General features: G+C 71.2%; 17 protein-coding genes. 5 read left to right on the top strand and 12 right to left on the bottom strand.

What is annotated here, in order from left to right:
- Positions 1 to 178: 178 nt before the first annotated feature.
- The 12 genes from ACFY15_RS07750 to ACFY15_RS07695 form a co-directional block, all read right to left on the bottom strand.
- Complete coding sequence (locus ACFY15_RS07750) at positions 179 to 436, bottom strand: hypothetical protein (protein ID WP_390688085.1); 258 nt, start codon at positions 434 to 436, stop codon at positions 179 to 181.
- 12 nt (positions 437 to 448) lie between these two features.
- Positions 449 to 1843, bottom strand: a complete 1395-nt coding sequence (locus tag ACFY15_RS07745) for a WhiB family transcriptional regulator (RefSeq protein WP_390688086.1) — start codon at positions 1841 to 1843, stop codon at positions 449 to 451.
- A 124-nt stretch (positions 1844 to 1967) separates the two neighbouring features.
- Positions 1968 to 2585, bottom strand: coding sequence for a hypothetical protein (locus ACFY15_RS07740; protein ID WP_390825170.1), 618 nt, complete (start codon positions 2583 to 2585; stop codon positions 1968 to 1970).
- The gene (locus ACFY15_RS07735; RefSeq protein WP_390825169.1) at positions 2585 to 3631 is read right to left on the bottom strand and encodes a hypothetical protein; all 1047 of its coding nucleotides are present in this window, start codon (positions 3629 to 3631) and stop codon (positions 2585 to 2587) included. The genes ACFY15_RS07740 and ACFY15_RS07735 overlap by 1 nt, the downstream gene beginning before the upstream one ends.
- Positions 3628 to 4254 carry a hypothetical protein gene (locus ACFY15_RS07730; protein ID WP_390825168.1) on the bottom strand — a complete coding sequence of 209 codons (627 nt, stop codon included), beginning with the start codon at positions 4252 to 4254 and terminating at the stop codon, positions 3628 to 3630. Before ACFY15_RS07730 ends, ACFY15_RS07735 begins: the two co-directional genes overlap by 4 nt.
- A gap of 30 nt (positions 4255 to 4284) precedes the next feature.
- On the bottom strand, positions 4285 to 4908 hold the full coding sequence (locus ACFY15_RS07725) for a hypothetical protein (RefSeq protein WP_390825167.1): 624 nt from the start codon (positions 4906 to 4908) through the stop codon (positions 4285 to 4287).
- 13 nt (positions 4909 to 4921) lie between these two features.
- Complete coding sequence (locus ACFY15_RS07720; RefSeq protein ID WP_390825166.1) at positions 4922 to 7198, bottom strand: hypothetical protein; 2277 nt, start codon at positions 7196 to 7198, stop codon at positions 4922 to 4924.
- 163 nt (positions 7199 to 7361) lie between these two features.
- Complete coding sequence (locus tag ACFY15_RS07715) at positions 7362 to 7877, bottom strand: hypothetical protein (protein WP_390825165.1); 516 nt, start codon at positions 7875 to 7877, stop codon at positions 7362 to 7364.
- Positions 7878 to 7951: 74 nt separating this feature from the next.
- A complete protein-coding gene (locus ACFY15_RS07710) occupies positions 7952 to 10948 on the bottom strand; it encodes an ATP-binding protein (protein WP_390825164.1) in 2997 nt (998 codons plus the stop codon).
- Between the two features lie 7 nt (positions 10949 to 10955).
- Complete coding sequence (locus tag ACFY15_RS07705) at positions 10956 to 11495, bottom strand: hypothetical protein (protein WP_390825163.1); 540 nt, start codon at positions 11493 to 11495, stop codon at positions 10956 to 10958.
- Between the two features lie 94 nt (positions 11496 to 11589).
- The gene (locus ACFY15_RS07700; protein ID WP_390825162.1) at positions 11590 to 11865 is read right to left on the bottom strand and encodes a hypothetical protein; all 276 of its coding nucleotides are present in this window, start codon (positions 11863 to 11865) and stop codon (positions 11590 to 11592) included.
- A gap of 85 nt (positions 11866 to 11950) precedes the next feature.
- Positions 11951 to 13600 carry a conjugal transfer protein gene (locus ACFY15_RS07695; protein ID WP_390825161.1) on the bottom strand — a complete coding sequence of 550 codons (1650 nt, stop codon included), beginning with the start codon at positions 13598 to 13600 and terminating at the stop codon, positions 11951 to 11953.
- 273 nt (positions 13601 to 13873) lie between these two features.
- Between ACFY15_RS07695 and ACFY15_RS07690 the strand changes: the two genes are divergently transcribed.
- From ACFY15_RS07690 to ACFY15_RS07670, 5 genes are all read left to right on the top strand, one after another.
- A complete protein-coding gene (locus ACFY15_RS07690; protein ID WP_390825160.1) occupies positions 13874 to 14332 on the top strand; it encodes a hypothetical protein in 459 nt (152 codons plus the stop codon).
- Positions 14333 to 14372: 40 nt separating this feature from the next.
- On the top strand, positions 14373 to 15008 hold the full coding sequence (locus tag ACFY15_RS07685) for a hypothetical protein (RefSeq protein ID WP_390825159.1): 636 nt from the start codon (positions 14373 to 14375) through the stop codon (positions 15006 to 15008).
- Positions 15005 to 16171 carry a hypothetical protein gene (locus tag ACFY15_RS07680; RefSeq protein ID WP_390825158.1) on the top strand — a complete coding sequence of 389 codons (1167 nt, stop codon included), beginning with the start codon at positions 15005 to 15007 and terminating at the stop codon, positions 16169 to 16171. The genes ACFY15_RS07685 and ACFY15_RS07680 overlap by 4 nt, the downstream gene beginning before the upstream one ends.
- Positions 16168 to 16557 carry a DUF4913 domain-containing protein gene (locus tag ACFY15_RS07675; RefSeq protein ID WP_390825157.1) on the top strand — a complete coding sequence of 130 codons (390 nt, stop codon included), beginning with the start codon at positions 16168 to 16170 and terminating at the stop codon, positions 16555 to 16557. Before ACFY15_RS07680 ends, ACFY15_RS07675 begins: the two co-directional genes overlap by 4 nt.
- Positions 16558 to 16747: 190 nt before the next feature.
- A complete protein-coding gene (locus ACFY15_RS07670; protein WP_390825156.1) occupies positions 16748 to 17434 on the top strand; it encodes a hypothetical protein in 687 nt (228 codons plus the stop codon).
- The last annotated feature ends 2 nt before the right edge of the window (positions 17435 to 17436 follow it).

Genomic DNA, 17436 nt, shown 5'->3' with positions numbered 1-17436 from the left:
GGCCTCCTGCCTGCTGCCTGCCGCCCGCCGCCCAGGCCGGTGACCTCCACGAACCTCCCCACCAACGGAGCCCGCGCCCCACGCCCGGCGAGCGGAGCCGCCCGGCGGCATGCGAAAGGCCCGGGTCACGCGCACGCGACCTGGGCCCTCCCGGGCCATCGGCCCCTCTCGCCCCGCCTCAGCCGGCGGCGCCGGGCTCGGGCAGGCTCTCGGTCCTGCCGTCGGGGTGGATGAGCAGGCGCACCGCACCGCCGTAGCGGTCGTCGGTGACGACCGCGTGGGTCGGGGCGCCGAGCTGCTGGGCGCGCTGCTGGAGGATGCCGATGACGACGTCCTGGATGTTGCCGAACGGCGGTGCCGTCACGGGGACACCGTCGATCAGACCGGCGTGGTGGGAGAAGACGCGGACTTCCGCGGCCGGGGAGGTGGGCTGCACGGCGACTGCCTTTCAGGGGTTCGGGCCGGCTTCGCCGGCGGGGGTCGGACCGGCGGTGTAGGTGCCGCGCGAGATCCGCTGCAGCCGGCCCGACTTGACCATGGCGGACAGGGCGTTGCTGACCGACTTCCCCGCGTCCGGGTACGCACCCGGCGGCAGCGCCCGCACCACGTCGCGGCCGGTGAAGTGGCCGGGGAAGGAGGCCACCGCCGTCTCCACGGCCCGGCGCAGGCTGGGGGCGCTCCAGGAACCGGCCCCGCCCGCGCTGCCGGCCGCACCGGCGCCGGTGTGCTGCGGGTACGCGTCGCGCGGGGCGGCCGCGGGACCCCCGCCGGGCTCCTGGAGGCGGGGGTCGGGGCTCTGGTACCGCTCCAGGTGGGGGCCGAGCTCGCGCACCGCTTCGCGTACGGCCGCCAGCTCCCGGCCGTGCGGGACGGCGGCCGGGTCGGCGGCGTCCGGGTCGGGGACGAGCACGGCCGTGATGGCCTCGACGCGCCGGAGCGAGTCCGCGAGGCGGCCCAGCAGGGGCTCGAAGATGTCCTGCCGCAGCGCGGCGACGGGGTCGCTGGTCGCGAGCTCTATGCTCACGGATCCGGTCAGGCCGCTGTCCGCGACCTCGTACACGCTCTCGTCGTCGGCCGCCGCCCGCCAGGCCTCCAGGCTCAGCCGGGTCCGTCCCACGGCGGCGAGGAATTCGGGCGCCACCGCGGCGGAGGGCGTGAGCGCGAGCATGCCGGCGAGCTGCTCGGCGGCCTTGAGCACGAGGAGCGTGGCGCGGGCCAGCGGACCGAGCACGGTCTTCTGTATGGCCAGGGCCGGATCGTCCAGTGAGTAGGTGATCCGTTCTCCCGACAGGGCCGCAGCGGCCATCTTCGGTACCTCGTCTGTGTCGGCGCGCTGTCGGCGGTCTGCTGGGACGTGCTGCGGCGGATCCTGCCGCTGGGCGGGCACCGCCCCGGACCCGCCGGGCCCGTAGGACCGGCGGGTCCGGTGCTCCTGGAGAGCGCTGAACGCGTCGAGCACGGCGGCGGCCTCGACCGCCTCACCCCGCCCGCCGGCGGCCGACGCGGTGGCGGCGAGCCGCCCCAGGCGGTCGCCGATCTGCAGCCACCTGCGGATCCACCGCCGGTCCTGCTCGGTGGTGGCGGCTGCGTACCCGCCCGGATCCGAGCGGACGACGGAGTCCTGCAGGCACTCGGCCCACAGGGGGCAGGAGAAGCAGAGCTGCCGGGCGGCATGGGTGAGGGCCTGGCTCCGGCGCATCCGGAACGGAAGCTCCGGAGCACCCGCGGGCGGGTGCTCCAGGAGCGGCTCTTCGAATATGTCGGGCCGCCGCTGGCAGGGCAGAAGCGCCGTGGTGGCCGGCAGCACGCCTGCCGGCCGGGTTCTCAGTGCTGTCTTCACCATGGAAGAAGTCCCCCGATGTTTTCTGTAACCATCGGGGACTCTAGAACAGGCGAATTGGCAGCGGCAAAGCCGTCCCAGGTGCTGTGAAGTGTTTATTACACAGCGGTGCTGACGGTGCGCCATCTCACCGCGCTTCCGTCTCGGCGACCGCCGCGGACCGCCGGGAGCCCCGACGCCTCACCCTCTGTTCGCGCCCGCTCACAGGGGAAGCGAATTTACTACGTGCTGTCAGAACCCCCACCACGCAAAGGAATCCAAGGGGAACGCCGAAGAGCGGGGCGAGCATTCCCACCCCGGACGCGCCGACGAGCAGGAGGTCGGCCAGCACCACGGTGACCCCACGCCGGCCGCGCGGCCGCTTGAGCATCCAGGCCCCCAGCAGCGCCATCCCGCCGAGCGCCCAGTACCCGAAGACCGCCTGCCCGCTGAGCAGCCCGCCGGCCGACCCGCGCGCGATGTCGCCCGCGGCGGCCAGGTAGCCGGTCATGGCGGCGGTGACGGCCGTCGACCCGAGCGCGAGCAGCAGCTGGCCGCGCCGGCGCAGCAGCCAGAGGATCCCGGCGAGCACGAGCACCGAGCAGACCGCGATGAACTCGGCCATCCCGGACGAGGCCAGCACGAACAGCGTGTAGGCGGCCGCCAGTCCGAGGACCAGGCGGGGGAGCATCCGCACGGCCCAGGCGTCGTCCCGCTCCTGGCGGAGCAGCCGGCGGACGGATTCGAGGGTGGGACGAGGGGTCATTACGGACCGTCCATACCTGGTGCGAGAGATCGGGGAGGCGGAGCCGCTGCGGGGCCGGCCGTCTGGGCCGGCCCCGGGTTCGCCGGCCGGACGATGGTGCGCGGCTGCTGGAAGCCCATCTGCCAGAGCGGGCTGGGCAGGCTCTTCGGCGAGGCCTGCTGCTCGGGGGCCTCGACGGCCGGGGCCTGCGCCTGGGCGGGGGCGATGGCCTCCAGGGCGGCGTCGATCTTCGCCTTGCGGACCTCGGGCGCGTCGGCGGCGAAGGCGTGCGGATCGATGTAGCGCGGGAGGTCCTTGTTGTCGAACTGCGCGGCGACGCGCGCGGCGTTCGTACCGGCCTCGGCACGGGTGACCTCGGGCCAGGACTGGGGGGCCTCGTATACGAAGTTGATGTTGTGCAGGCCGACGTCCGGGTTGTTGCAGAGGGCGCCGAGTTCCTTCCGGTACAAGACCGCGCGGGTGTTGGCGGTATCCGCGAAGATGATCACGCGGCCTGCGGCGACGCTGCCGTAGGTCTCGGAGATCTTGTCCCAGGTCTCCTTGGCGAAATCCTCGTGGAAACCCGCTTCGACACCACCGAGAGCACGGATGACTTCCGGTTCAAAGAGGAACATGTCGTCGAGCTCCTGGCCGCCCCGGGTCGTCTCCAGGGTCTGAGCGGTCCCGGCGCTGATCGCGTTCTGCTCGGCGGCCCACTGCTCCGCGATGAAGCGCTGGGACAGGAACGGGACGCCCCGGTTGTTCTTCGGCGCCTCCGGGTGCTCAATGCCGTGCGACCAGAAGGCGCTGATCGGCTTGGTACCTTCGGGCGGAGTCAGCTTCACCTTGTCCCGGGCAAGGGCGTCGATGTACTGCCTCTCCTTGGACAGCCGGGACTTGCCGTCCTTCGAGACGATGTCCTTCAGTCCTGCCGCCTCGGCGGCGGCCGCGATGCGCTCTACCGTGGAGTCCGGGTCAAGGCCGGCTTCCCGGGAAGCCAGGGCGCGGGCTTTCGCCCGCTCCAGCGCACCCTCCTCTATGTGCTCCGGTATCGATTCCGAGTTCACCGACTGCCGGCCTTCAACGGACGGGGATACACATCGAGGCTCATGTTGACCACTCCGGGACGAGACCCGTCGGCGGTGCCCGTGGCGGGGCTGATGGTCAGGCTGGCGAGTGCGCCGCCGGGAAGGCCGAGCTCCCAGTAGGCGATGTGGTACGGACGCTTCTGCTTGAGGCGGCTCTCCAGCTTGGGCACGGCGACCTCCCGGAGCTCGTCGGGGAAGGCCGTCGAGTCCCAGGCGCCGACCCAGGCCGGTGCGCCCAGCACCGAGGACACGGCGTCGCGGTAGAGGGGCCACACGCGGTCGGCCTCGGCCAGCACCTGTGCATTGCCCTCCGGGCTGACAGTCGACTCCCCCCACACCCAGTAGGAAAGACTCTGCACGGGCGCCCAGCTCCCGCCCAGCGCGTTCAGCGTCATCCTGCCGCCGGTCCGCGTGACCACGTTGAGCACGTACTCGAACTGCGTGGGCGTCCACCCGAACTGCGCGCACCACTCGTCCAGCCCCTGGCTCGGCAGCGGCGGGCCGTTCCACACCGTCTCCCAGTGGACGCCCGCCAGCCCCCGCAGCTCGGTGGCGAGCTCCTGCGGGGTACGGTCCACCGGCGGTTCGAACGGCGTGCCCATGTCGTGCTCTCTTTCTCGTGTCTCGTTACGTCACAGCAGCCAGCCGGGGCCGCCCATCGGGTTCGGGTCGGGCGGTCCGTGGAAGGTGAGAGTGATCGTCCCACCCGCCGCGTACCCCGTGTCCCGGCAGTCCAGGGCCAGCACGATCACCGGCGCAAGCGGATGCGGGTACCTCCACTGCGCGAGCCGGTACGGCGCCCGCAGCTCCCGCCGCTCGTCGGCGTCACCCCACCGGCCGGGCGCGGGCGGTTCCGGGAAGTCCGGGCGGTCCCAGGCGCCCTCCCAGCCCGGCGCGCCCAGCGCGGCCGTCATCCGGGCGAGGTGGGCCGCGTAGCGGTCGAGGCCGGCCGCCAGCACCACCTCCCCGTCGGACGCCCCGCCCGCCGCGGCCTTCCAGACGTCGTACGAGGCCCGGGTCACGGGCCGACCGGGGCCGGGCGAGGCGGCCAGGTGCAGCCGGCCGCCCTGCGGCGTCCGCACCCACAGCCCCGACTGGGACCACAGCGGCCGCCACCCGAACCCCGTGCACCACTCGTCCCGCCCGGCCTCACCGTCCGGCACCCCGGGCCACACGGATCGCCAGTCCACCCGCAGGAGCCCGGCCAGCTCGGCAGCGAGCTCCTGGGGCGGGTGGTCGGCGATGACGCTTGCCATGGCTCAGCCTTTCCTAGCCACCGGACACCCGGCCGCCACCGTCACCGTCCCGCGGTGCGGGCGGCGTCGGGGGCGTGGGCGGCACAGACCGGCTCGGCCGCGTGGGTGCGCTCCGGGGATCGGGCACGGACGGCCGCGGCTGCGGCCGCGCAGGTCCCAGGTCCGGGGCGTTGACCCGGCCGCCGCTCCCGGAGGGAAGGGGAGCGGCGGGCCTGGGTGCCTGCGCGGGTGCCTGTGCGGGTGCCGGCTCGGGCGCCTGGACCCGGTTCCCGGAGGACTCGGAGCCCTTCGGCAGGGGCCCCGTGGGCTGTGCGGTGGGGGCGGGGTCCGGGGTGGGCGCGTTCCCGTGGCTGACGCGGCCGCTGTGGCTCCTCGGCGGCTCAGGCGGTGATTGCTGAGCGGCCTTCCTCTGGGCGGCCTCCCTTTGAGCAGCCTTTGCCCCCTGTCGTTCCACCGCCTGCTCGAACGCGTCTTCTGCGATGTACTCGTCCCGGTGTTCGCGCCGGTTCTTCTCGTAATCGGGGAAGGGATCCGTACGCTTCCATGAGCCAGCGACCTTCGTCTTGCCGTAGATCCGTCCGGCAGCAGAAGCGGTCTTCCCGGCGACACGGCCCGTCGTCTTCGCGGCGCCGGCCGCGGCACCAGGGGCGTACTGGGCCAGCTTGCCGCCCACGGTGTTCGCCATGTCCCCGACACCCAGGGCGTCCTGCGCCCCTGCGATCTGCGGGCTGTAGGCACCCGAGAGCAGCTTCTTCAGCATCATCACGACGGCGATGGTGACCAGGAGCAGCATCAGCAGCTGCATGCCGAGGGAGATCTTGGCGGGCAGGATCATCTGGTAGAGCACCAGGAGCACGGTCAGGATGACGCCGAATCCGGCCCGCAGCACGAAGCTGTGGATGAAGGTCTGGAGCCAGCCCTTGAGCAGCTTCTGCTGGGACGGGTGGATGCCGATCGTGGCGATCAGCGGCAGCATGATGATCATGATCAGCGTGACGGCGTGCCACAGCAGGGTGAGCGCACTGAGCACGATGACCATGATGCCGACGATCAGAGCGGCGATCAGCGAGTAGACGGCGATCCCGATCCGGTTCCCGGCCTCGTGCCCGGCCCACAGATCGAAGGCGACGGGGTAGACCCTCTTCTTCGGATCGTCCTCCTTGTGATTGACGCCCTTTCCGCCGGCCATGTCCTGACGGACGCCGTACCAGTCCACCTTGTACTTGTCGTGCGTACTCACGTCTTTGGCGACGTCGAAGTTGGTCATGGACTGCGAGACCATCTGCCGGACCCGCAGATCCTCGCAACGGGCACCCTTGCCGTAGTCACACGTGGTGGAGGCACTGGCGGGCCGACAGGTCCCGTTGACGACCTCGCCGCCGTCCTTCCGCTTGAATATGCAATTCGTTCCACCCTCGCCGAACTGGCCGAGCGCCCACGGGCGGAACGCCAGCGTGTCGTACATGGCGCAGCTCGACTCGCGCAGCCCGCGGTTGGGCGCACCCGTCGGGAGGTCGCAAGGCGGCTGCATCTCGTCCGCCATGCCGCTGAGCACCGCTTCGGTGAGGTAGCTGTTGGCCTGGGCAATGCCCGAGTCCGCCTCGTTGATGAACTTGTGGAAGTTGCCGCCGGTCAGAAGCGCGACAACGGCGATCGTGGTCAGGGCAGACCAGCTGACGCCGGACCATGCCTCGCGCATCTCACCCTTGCGCCACTTCGTGAAGACCCAGATACCGGTGAGGGTGATCAGAAGCGGCACGGCCGGTACGAAGACCTTGGTCTTCAGCGTGTCCACGACGTTGTCGCGTCCGGTGTACAGGCCGCTGAGGGGGCTCGGGTTGGAGGCGAACTCCTTGATCGATATCGCGATGCGCGTCAGGGTCTTGGTGCCGTCGAACACCAGGTTGGCTATGCCGTTGTTGACATAGTCCATGATCTTGCAATTGTCGGCGCCACTGGCGTCCCACGTGGAATCGGTCTGTGATGCGTCACCGATGCCCCGCTGCGTCCCGGACCAGTTCATACCGCGTACGGCGTTGATCTCGTACATGGTGTACTGGTCGGCGCCCAGGGGCATGTTCACCGCCCCGGTGACCATGCCCGTGGTGTCGTTGAGGTTCTTGGCCCGCTGCGCCTCGTTCTCCCACTGGTTGACGGCGGGGAAGACGCTCTCGCCGTTGGCGCCGGGCGAGTCAAGTTCATAGGCGTCGTCTCCGGTGAAACTGCACGCGAAGTCGGCGGCCGCCGTACCAGGGGCTGCCAGTGTCAGCGCGAACAACGCGAGGAGCACGAACAACGCGGCTCTGACGGCCCGCCCGGTTCCCTTCACCCGGTCGCGGAGCGACCGGCCATCGGTGGCAGTTCCGCGTGGTTTTGCGCTACGGCGCAAGGACATCGGCATCCTTCTGGGGTCTCCACAGGGGCTGGGGCAGGGGCGGTCGTGGCCGACCGGGTCAGGAGGGCAGGTAATCGGTCACGAAGCAGCCCTTCACCAGCTCCTCGTTGACCTTGTAGCCACTGGGGATCCGGTCCTTGTGCTTGGGGTTGCAGGACATCATGAAGAGGCCGGCTGCCTTGATGCCTTTGGCCCCGTCGTCGCTTCCCGGCACGACGGCGAAGTTCTGCCCCACGAGATAGCCCGTGTCGAAGCCCGGGTCACTCTCCAGCGCCTTCTTGTTGGCTTCCTGGAACGTCTTCATGTCGGACAGGAGCAACAGCGTGGCGAACTTGCCCTTCTCGTCCTTGCAGGTTGCGGTCTCTTTGACGCCGAACGACGGCTCCTTGAGGCTCTTGGCGGCATCCGGACCGATGCCGCCCGCCTCGAGTTCCCGGCAGGTGCCGCCCTTGTTGATCACCTTCTCGATCCCGGCGATGTCGTCCGCCTTCGGCAGGCCGAGCGCAGCCAGCGGTCCGCCGTCGGCCTCCCCGCCGCAGCCGGTCAGTGCCGTCAGCGCCACGGCCGCGGTCACGGCGGTGAGGGTCCTGGTCAAACGCACGATGTCTCCTGAGGGTCGGGGGTAGGGCATGTCCGGCGTCCGCCGCTTTACCGCGCGGCAGCAGCCTCCGTCTCGGCCGACCGGTCCTCGCGGGCGGCCTCCTGCATGAAGGTCCAGTCCCAGACGCTCAGCGGCGGGTCGACGGACTGGCGGCCCGGGCGGGTGGTGCCGTTGGTGTCCGTGGCGGCGAGGATCTCCTGGAAGACGAGGTCCACCGCGACCGTACCGACCCGCTTGTCCACGTCCCGCTGGAGGCAGACACCCGTCCGCAGCTCCTGGAGGGCGTTGGACACCTTGGTGTCGCTCTCGGGCCGGCCGAGCAGGGGGGCCACCAGCGAGGCCTCCTGGGCGGACTTCTGCTTGAAGGCGAAGACCGTGTGGATCTGGTTGGCGCCACCACTGCGGGCCTCGGAGTCCTCGATCTGCACGAGGTCGATGGCCTGCTGCGTGATCAGGACGATCACCGCCAAGTACGAGCGCCCCTGCTTGAGCGCGCGCCGCATCAGGTCGCGGCCGCTCTCGGTCGCGGTGACCACGTACGCCTCGTCGACGAACAGCGCCTTGGGCCGCAGCCCGACCTCGCCCGTCACCGGGTTCTTCTCGTAGCCGACGTCGAGCATCTGGCTGCCCAGTTCCACGACCGCCATCAGCGCGGTCGCGGCCAGCCGCTCGGCCGGGTTCCAGCTGCGCGGGTCGGAGGACGCTGGGGTCTGGAAACCGCGCAAGGTGATGACCGTGCGGCGCTTGCGCATCGCGGACAGGGTCTGCGGGTTCTCCGCGAAGGCCAGTCGCGCGTACGGCAGGGTGCGCAGCTCGGTGAGCAGCATCTGGGCGAGCTTGAGTTCCTTGACGGCCTCGCGGTCGCCGCCGGCCACCGCGTTGTCGTAGGCCCGTACGACCTCGTCGACCACCTGCCACAGCGTCGGCCGGGGCACCTGGCGTTCGGCGTCACGGGCGCTCAGACCCTGCTCGGTGGCCTGGCGGATGGCGGAGTTGTACCAGCCGACGACCGTGGCCATGGCCTCGATGACGGGCAGGCGCACCCGCTGGTAGTCCTCGTCGCCGAGGAAGCCCCGCAGCATCGTTTCGGCGAGGAGCCGACCGGAGGGGACGTCCCGCGCGACCACCCAGGGGTCGAGTACACCGGCCTGGCCCTTGAGGAGGTCGACGACCTCGGTCTCGTCCCAGAACTCCCGGTTGACCGGCTGGAAGCGGCTCTGCTGGGTCCCGAGGAGGCCCGCCTCGGCGTCGAGGGGGAACTCGGGGTCGTTCACCTGGGACCCGAAGGCCAGGTAGTAGCAGAGCTGCGCGAAGTCGGTCTTGGGGTCGATGACCAGGCAGCGCACGCCCGACTCGGACTCCTCGTAGAACTTCTGCAGGGCCAGCGAGGACTTGCCACCGCCGGAGGCGCCGACGATGGCCACGCCGCCGCCGTCGTTGCGGGCGGGGCCGACGTGCAGCGAGTAGTGGACCGGGGTCTTGCCGGCCCAGCCGACGAGGTTGCCGACCCAGCCCAGCTGCTTGCCGGAGCGGTGCTCGGGGTTGTCGCCCAGCTCCGTGCCGGCCGTGGGCAGCCCGGCGCCGAGCTGTTCCACCTCCTGGAGCCGCAGGTAGGGCGCGACGGGCAGCCTGGGCGCGTCGCCGGGGAGCTGCGACTGCAGCAGCCGCCACTGCTGGCGGCTCGGGCGCAGCAGCGTGACCTTCAGGTCCTGCTTGAACTGCATCTCCAGGACCCGGCGGCGGCGCTCCAGCTCGGCGAGGTCGGGGGCGGAGATGGTGAAGCGGATCTGCGCCTCCATGCCGGGCATCTTGTGCTCGTCGACGTCGTCGAGGAGGTTCTGGGCGCGGGTGACCTGGGCGGCGAGCTGGGTGCTGGGGGCACGGCCGGAGTTGGCCATGTCGTTCATCTCGTCGACCAGGTTGCCGCTGATCTTCTTCGCCCGGTCCTTGAACTTCAGGTACGGGATGAGCGTGAACCGCAGGTCGATCTCGACGGGGAACTCGACGTGCTGCGCCGCGTAGCGAGCCCAGGCGGTGGACTGCCGGAACCGGGTCTCGGTGGGCCAGCTCGCGGCGACCAGGGTCGTCGTATAGCTGGTGTGCCGCTCGCCGGTCATCTCGTCGTACTGGTGCAGCACGATGTGCGTCTTGTGGTTCTCACCGGAGAAGTCGACGACCAGGTCGAACTGGTCCGGACCCCAGGACCGGCTGCCGAGCAGCGGCTCGGCGGGCACCGCCAGGTCCCCGTGGAGCGGCTTGCGGATCAGCCAGACCAGCTCCTCGCGGCTCAGCGGCGAGCCCCCGAGGGATTCCAGGCTCTCGTGGACCTCCCGGGCGACCTGGGTCCAGTGGGCCAGCAGCTCCGGCGACAGGTACTCGTCGTGCACGCCCGTGGCCCCGGCCGCCGCCGCGTCGGCGGCACCGCGCACCGAGCGGGTCACCCCGGCCTGCTCGACCGGGTCGTCGCCGCCCGGCAGGACGCCGCTGCCGCCCGCACCCCGCTTCATCGAACCCAGCTTGACCAGCAGGATGTTGCGCTCGCGCATCGCGCCGATGCGCTCCTGGTACTCGGCCTTGCGGAGGTTGTACGCCTTGTAGTTCTCCGTCGGGTCCCACGCCACGCCGTTGAGCTGGTCGGCCCAGTCCTGGGCCGTGATCGGCCGGTACACCTTGCGGTAGTGGCACTCGACGTTGCGGTCACCGCGGGCGAGGTTGAGCAGCGCGCGGGCCGGGGCCTCGGCCATGGCCTGGAGCTCGACGGCGTTGAGGTACTCGTCGATGGCCGTGGGCAGCGCGATGCCCGTCCAGACGGATTCCCCGTGGACGAAGATCATGTCGTCGGCGTACCGGTAGGGCAGCCGCATCTCCTCGCGGCGCTTGGCCTGGGCCTGGCCGCGGCCCTGGCTACGGGAGCCGCCCGTCTTCCCCTGCCCACCGGAGCGCCCGTTGCCGGAGCCGGTGTTCTTCTTGGAGGAGGAGGCGGCGAGGAGCATGGCGATCAGGAAGAAGGCGACCGCCCCGCCCAGAAGGATCATCAAGAACATGGAGGATTCATCCTGCGGTCTCGGAGCGTGCGCTCTCGGCGGGTGCGGTCGGGGAAGACGCCGACGCGGCGTACGAGGAGCCGTGCCGGGCGGCCGACGCGAGCGCCGCGTCGTACCGCTTGTGCCAGCGCCGGGATTCCGGCCGCCAGAGGATGACCTGCCAGTGCAGTTCCTCGGGTTCGCGGTCCGCGGCCAAGCCCTGCAGCCGCTTCGGCTGCATCCAGTAGTCGGCCCAGACCACCACCTGCTGGCTGAGGGTGAGCGCGGAGGGCAGCGGCCGCCCCCAGACGAAGTACACGGCCACCGGCGGACCGATGTACAGGAGCGAGGTGACGATCGAGATGCCCAGGAAGGGCAGGAAGGCGGAGAGCGAGAGCAGCACCACGAGCCACACCACCCCGAACCCGAAGGCTGCGCCCAGGGCGGGCAGGAGCAGGCCGGGAAGCGGGATGTTGCCCCAGTTCCAGATGCGCTTGGGCCGGTTGAGCAGATCCGTGTGGTCGTAGGCCACCATGGGTGCCGGTGCTTCCGGTGTCTGCTGCGTCATCCGTCGGTCCCCCTCTCTGGCGTGGTTGCGTGCTGTGCCACGCGGCCTCGGGCCGCACGGTCAAAGTCGCGGGCCGTCGCCGGCCCGCCCCGGCTCAGCTCTTGCCGCCGCCACCGCCGCCGCCGATCTGGGCGCCGAGGCTGATGAGGAGACCGGCGAGACCGGTCGCGCCGCCGATGATCAGGGCGGCCAGCGCGATGATGCCGAAGCCCTGGAAGGCCTCGCGCATGCCGTCACCGCGCTTCATCGAGAGCAGCATCCGGATGCCGAGGATGAGCAGGGCGCAGATCGCGACGGTGGTGCCGATGCCGGTCAGGATCGTCTGGATCTGACCGAACATGCCTTCGAGGGTCGTGGCTGCCAGGATCATGATGTGGGTCCCTTGTCGTGAGGGGCGTACGGATGGGTGTTGGGTGGTGCGAGGCGGTCGGTGCACCGCTCCGCGGGATGGCGGGTCAGTGGGCCGGCTTGGACGAGGCCGCCTTGGGTGACGAGGAGGGGCCGGGCGAGGACGGGCCTGCCGGGGAGGACGGGTTGCCCGCTCCGGCGGCCGGGGTGGCGCTCGGAGAGACGGCCGGGGCGGCGGTCTTCCCCTCGTCCGCGCGACCGCCGGTCGGATCCATGACGCCGCCGCGGACGTCCTTGATGAACCAGCCCTGCGGGGTGTTCACCACGGTCACCCGGTACGAGCGCTTGAGGGTGACCGCGTTCTTCCCGTCGTCGGGTCCCCCGCCGCCCCAGATGACCGTCACACGGGCCGGGACCGACTGGCCCTGCGCGTACGTGAGCTTGTCCCCCACCTTCGCGCCCTCAGGTGCCAGCGCCTGCACCTCCTGGACCACCGGGTCGGTCAGCACGCCGGCCAGGCCGGTGACCGCCGACGCGGTGGCGTCGGGGGTGGTGAAGCGGGTCAGGGCGGTGGTGTCGGAGGCGGCCCACGCCTTGAAGTAGCCGGGCAGGACCTGCTCCTTGAGCTGGCCCGACAGCGTCTGGTCGACGACCTCGTCCTTCTTGTCCACCACGGGCACGGTGTCGCGTACCGGCAGCGGCATCTCGCCGACGTCACCCGCGATCCGCAGCCCCGACCCCTTGCCGAGGTCCTTCACGTACACCGGCACGGAGAGCGTGGTGGTGCGGCCGTTCCCGTAGGTCAGCTGGATGTTGAGGTACCGGCCGTTCTTCCCGTACTCGGGAAGCTCCTCGGTCGTCCCGTCCCAGCTGGCGAGCTTGACCTCCTGCTTGCCCTTCCCGTTCCAGCCGCATTCGCGGTCGACACCCGCCGAGGCGAAACGGGCGAGGGACTCACGGCGCTTGTCGGCCGTCTCCGGGGAGTAGGTCATGCAGAGGGTCGCGTACTCCTCGGCGAAGACCGCGGCCGTCTGGGTGGGGAACTCGCTGAGCCGGTAGCGGTCCAGCTCCTGACCATCCAGGGACGCGGGCTTCAGCGAGACGGAGGACCGCCCGATGACCAGTCCGGTGACGGCGCAGGAGCCCAGGGCGAGACCACAGGTCGTGATGAGCAGCGTGGCGCGCAGCGCGGCGTGCAGACCCCGGCCCTGCGAGGGCAGGCGGCCCCCGGGACGCGGGACGTCGAACACCGCACGCGTGCCGTTGGCCCCGCCCGGCGCGGGATCGGCAGGGACGGCCCGGTCCTCGCCCTTGGTGACAGAGACAGGGGCGGCGGATGAGGAGGGAGCGGGGGAGACGAGAGCAGCCGGGGCCGAAGCGGCCGCAGGAACGGTTCCGCCCTTCCCCCCGCGCTTGCGCTCCTCGCGGGCGGCCTTCTTTGCCTCGTAGTCGGCCTTGCGCTGAGCCTTCTTGCGCTCGTACTCCGCCTTGCGCTTGTCCTTCTTCGACTCCGCCACGGGCTGCTCCGTGCGCGGCGGAAGGCTCGGAACGGCGGCCTGGCCCGGCGGGACGTTGGACTGCGGGGCCACGCGCACCCAGGCGGCGGCCACCTGGGTGCGGGCCTCCTCCGGGGAGAGCTGGGGCGCGGCGGTGCCGGGATGCGCGTACGGACCCGGCGACTGCGGGTTCGGCTGCGAGGGCTGCCCGGACGGCCGGCCCTCGCCGGCCCCGTCAGCAGAACTGCTGTGGTCCGTCATCGACTCGGCTCTCTCCCCGCGTGTGGTCCCCGTCCGCCGGTCGGGCGTGCGGCGGGCCCTGGTGAGACCAGGTGCGGACGGCAGTGTGGCAAATCGCGCTGACATTCCCCTCCCGCTTTTCCTCGCGGGGAGATGTGAGGAAAAAATAAGGAATCCCCGTGAGGAAAACCGGAGGATCGCCGACGCCGCCACCTGCCGGCGGCTCCGTCACAATGCCGGGTTGTGACCGGGTTCCGGGTACGGAGCCGTCCCCGACCTTCCGAAGGACGAGAGTTGAGCGAGCAGAAGGTCCACCCGTGGCAGGACCCGGGCACCGCCGCCGAGACCCCCGAACCGCCGGCGGTGGACGCCACGCACGCCTGGATCTCCGGCTACGAGCCGGGAAACCCCTGGCAGTCGAAGCTCTGCCTGCGCACCCCGCACGGCACGGTCGCGTATCCCCTCACCCCGCACACCATGCCGGACCTGCTGGAGGGCCTGGTGGTGGTCGCGCAGGAACAGCAGGGGGTGACGGGGGCGGACGCCCTGTACGACGCCGAGGCCGAGGATGCCCCGGAGGCGGAGCCGTCCGCGTACGAGCCACAGCGCCCGAGCATGCACAACGGCCGCGCGGCACGCCTGACGGGCTGGGCCGCGGTCCACGAACTGTGGGAGCGGGAGGACCCGACGGTCCGCCTCGTGATGGGCGCGATCGTGATCGCCGTCTTCGCGTTGGGGATCTTCCTGTCCTGACCGGATACGGTCAAACCCACCACGGACGAGGGAGACCAGCATGCTGACGGAGACAACCGGCCGGACGCCTCAGGACCTTACCGCCGAACTGGCGGGCCTCAAGGCCGTCGACGACTGGCCGTCGGTCTGGTCGGGCCCGCCTCAGGGCGGGACCCGGGAGTTCGACGAGTGGTGCGCGCGCTACGGCTGGCAGCCGCGGACGACGGAGCGGACCCTGCAGCTCCGTACGCGCGCCGGCGGGGAGTGGACCTTCTTCGCGGCGAGGGGCGCCTTCTGGAACCCGATCGGCACCCTCAACCACTACGCGTGGCAGGTGCTGGCGGGGTCCGGCGAGGAGAACGGCACGGTGCACACCGCGGCGGCCGAGGCGTGGCCCGCGTACCTGAAGGCGGCCGAGGACGTCCTGGGCGCTCCGACCTGGTCCGGGGACTGGGACGCCGCCGACTTCCCGGAGCCGCCCCGCCCCGACTTCTGGGAGGGCCGGGAGGACCGGATGGAGACGCGCAGCCCGTACCGCCTCGCCTACTGGGCCCCCGCCGGGCGGGTCCCCGGACAGCCCTCCTTCGTGCTGCAGCAGTCGCTGTCGTTCCAGGCCTGGACCGCTGCCGAGCCCGGCGGCTCGGCCATCTCCCTGGACGTCTTCGCCCCGGTCGAGTCCCTGTCGGGTGACCAGTGAGCGAGGCGTTGCGCCCCACCCTCGAGGAGATCGAGCTGGCGAAGGAGCTCCAGGCGGAGCACCTGTCCAGGCAGCCGGGAAGCGCGGCCGAGGCCCGTAGGGTCATCAGCCGGATGTACGCGGACTGGCAGGCGCGCAAGGGGCTGGAGGAGTCGACCCCGAACCCCGGGAGCCTGCTGGCGTACGTCGAGGCGGTCGCCCAGGACGCCGGGGTCACCAACGAGGACCGCGGAGACGTGCGCGCGCTCTGGTCCTGGAGGTCCCAACCCGAGGGCGCCGACCGCGAGATACCCCACCGATACCTGGCCCAGGCCTGCGGCCGGACCCGCGGGTACCAGGTGCTGGAGGACTCCCCGGCCGGACAGCAGCTGGACGACTACTGGCTCTTCGACGAGCAGGTGCGCAACACACTCGTGCGGTCCTACGGCGTCAAGCTCGACGACGTGACGACGAGCGCCGGCAAGGTCTGGGACGGTGTCTCCGCGCGCTACATCAGCGAAGCCCGGGGCAACGTCGCCGTCTTCGCGGCCGAGATCGGAGAAGAGTCCATCCTCGGCGGGACGGAGCTGCCCGTGGTCATGGCCAACGAGCTCGTCGGCAAGGACGGACTGCAGTTCCCGATCGAGTTCCCCCACCCGGCCCACCTGCCGGCGGACATGCGCGACCTGCTGGCGGACCCCGCCGTGCGGGCCGTGCTGCGCAGGGAGCACTACGACCCGGAGAAGACGACCCCCGAGCAGTTCGCCGCCAAACTGGCGGCCTTCGACCTCCCCGAACACCTGCTCCAGGCGCAGACGGCGGCGGTCGCGCAGCTGAACACGGCGCCTTCCTATGGTGCGTTGACCGGCCTTGCGGCGGAGGCCGCCGGGACCGGGCTCACCGAGCCCGAGACCGAGCAGCCCGGGAGCCACCCCAGGCTCCGGGATCCCGAGCTCGCCGAACCCGCGCCGGACCAGCCGGTGTCCGCGCCCGCGACGCCCGCCCAGCCCGAGCCCGAGCCCGAGCCCAGGGTGCCCGTGCACGGCGCCTCGTTCCTCCGTGGTGCGACCATCCCCCGCACCCTCACCGTGCCGCCCCGCCCCGCCCCGGGCGTCGCGAGTACACACGGCGTGATGAACCCGGCGGTCGAGGCCGCCCCCAAGGCCCCGGAGATCGACCAGTGACCGGCCCCGCAGAGGTACCCGCACCCGGTGAGGAGGTGGAGCTCTTCTTCCCGGACGTGTTCGCCTTCGTCAGCGAGTTCCTCGCCCCGACCGTCCGCCGCCGCCTGAACGGCTCCTCCGCCACCTGGTGCCCCCGCTGGTGGGAGCACCCCGAGGCCGGGGCGCGGCTCTCCGCGCTCTGGCTGGCCTGGGAGCAGCTGCGCCTGGAGCCCACCCTCGGCCTGTCGACGTGGTGGCTGCACCACGCCGACCCGCACCTGCGGGTGCTGATGGACACGGACCTGGGCCCGTTCGCGGCCTGTTCCCCCAAGACGGGCGGGCACACGGCGTACCCCTTCGACCCGCTCCCGCTGGAGGAGTACGACCCCGAGGAACAGCCCTTGTAAGGAACCGGTGAGGACGCGACAGACGTTCCTCACCGTTTCCCCACATCCTCCAACCCCACGCCGAGCAGCCTGTTTTCCTCACCCGCCCTCGCGCTTTTCCCCGGTTTTCCCCACGGGGAAATCCCGCGCTCCCCTGGTCGCCGCGCCACCTACGGTGGCTCGGCGACCAGACTGAGGGAGGCCCGGGACGGTGGATTCACCTGCCGAGAACAAGCGAAGTGCCGTACTGGCCCTGGCACTGCTCGGTGCCCTGCTGGTCGGCAGCCTGGTCGTCCTCACCGTGTTCGACGGCGAGGACGACCCCGCAGCCGATGCCAAGCCCAAGACGACCGCACCCGCCCTGAGCGCCGCGGGCGGCACCGGCGGTTCTGGTACCGCCGGCGGTCCGGCGGGGCCGCAGTCGGCGGCGGCCGACGGGGTGGCCCCCATCGTCCAGCCGGCCGACCTGGCCAAGGCCCACCGGGCGATGGCCGACTACATGGCGGGCGTGAGCACCTTCAAGTACACCGACAGCACCGCGTCCTGGGCACCGCGTCTGCTGGCCCTCACCGACGGCGGCGAGACGATGAAGAAGCAGACCGTGCTGCCGACGGACAAGGCCTGGGCCGTCTGCCAGCAGACCAAGTGCTCGTCCGCCGGCAAGGCCTTCGTACGCCGGGACGCGCTGATCGCCGACGAACTCTCGCGCGGCAGCGGCCAGTCCATCTCGAGCGTGGTGGAAGTGACCGCGACCCGCTCCGGCGAGGGCGGCAAGAGCGAGACCGAGACCAACACCTGGCTGGTGAGCGCCCGCAGGAGCGGTGGTGGCTGGCAGGTGACCGGGTTCGACATATACGGCCTGGGCAACGTGGGCGCGCCCGAGCCGAAGGGAGGGTGAGG

This window comes from Streptomyces sp. NPDC001373 (assembly GCF_042895815.1).
Taxonomy (GTDB): domain Bacteria; phylum Actinomycetota; class Actinomycetes; order Streptomycetales; family Streptomycetaceae; genus Streptomyces.
Note: the sequence above shows the minus strand (reverse complement) of the source record. Positions and strands in the feature narration are given on the sequence as shown.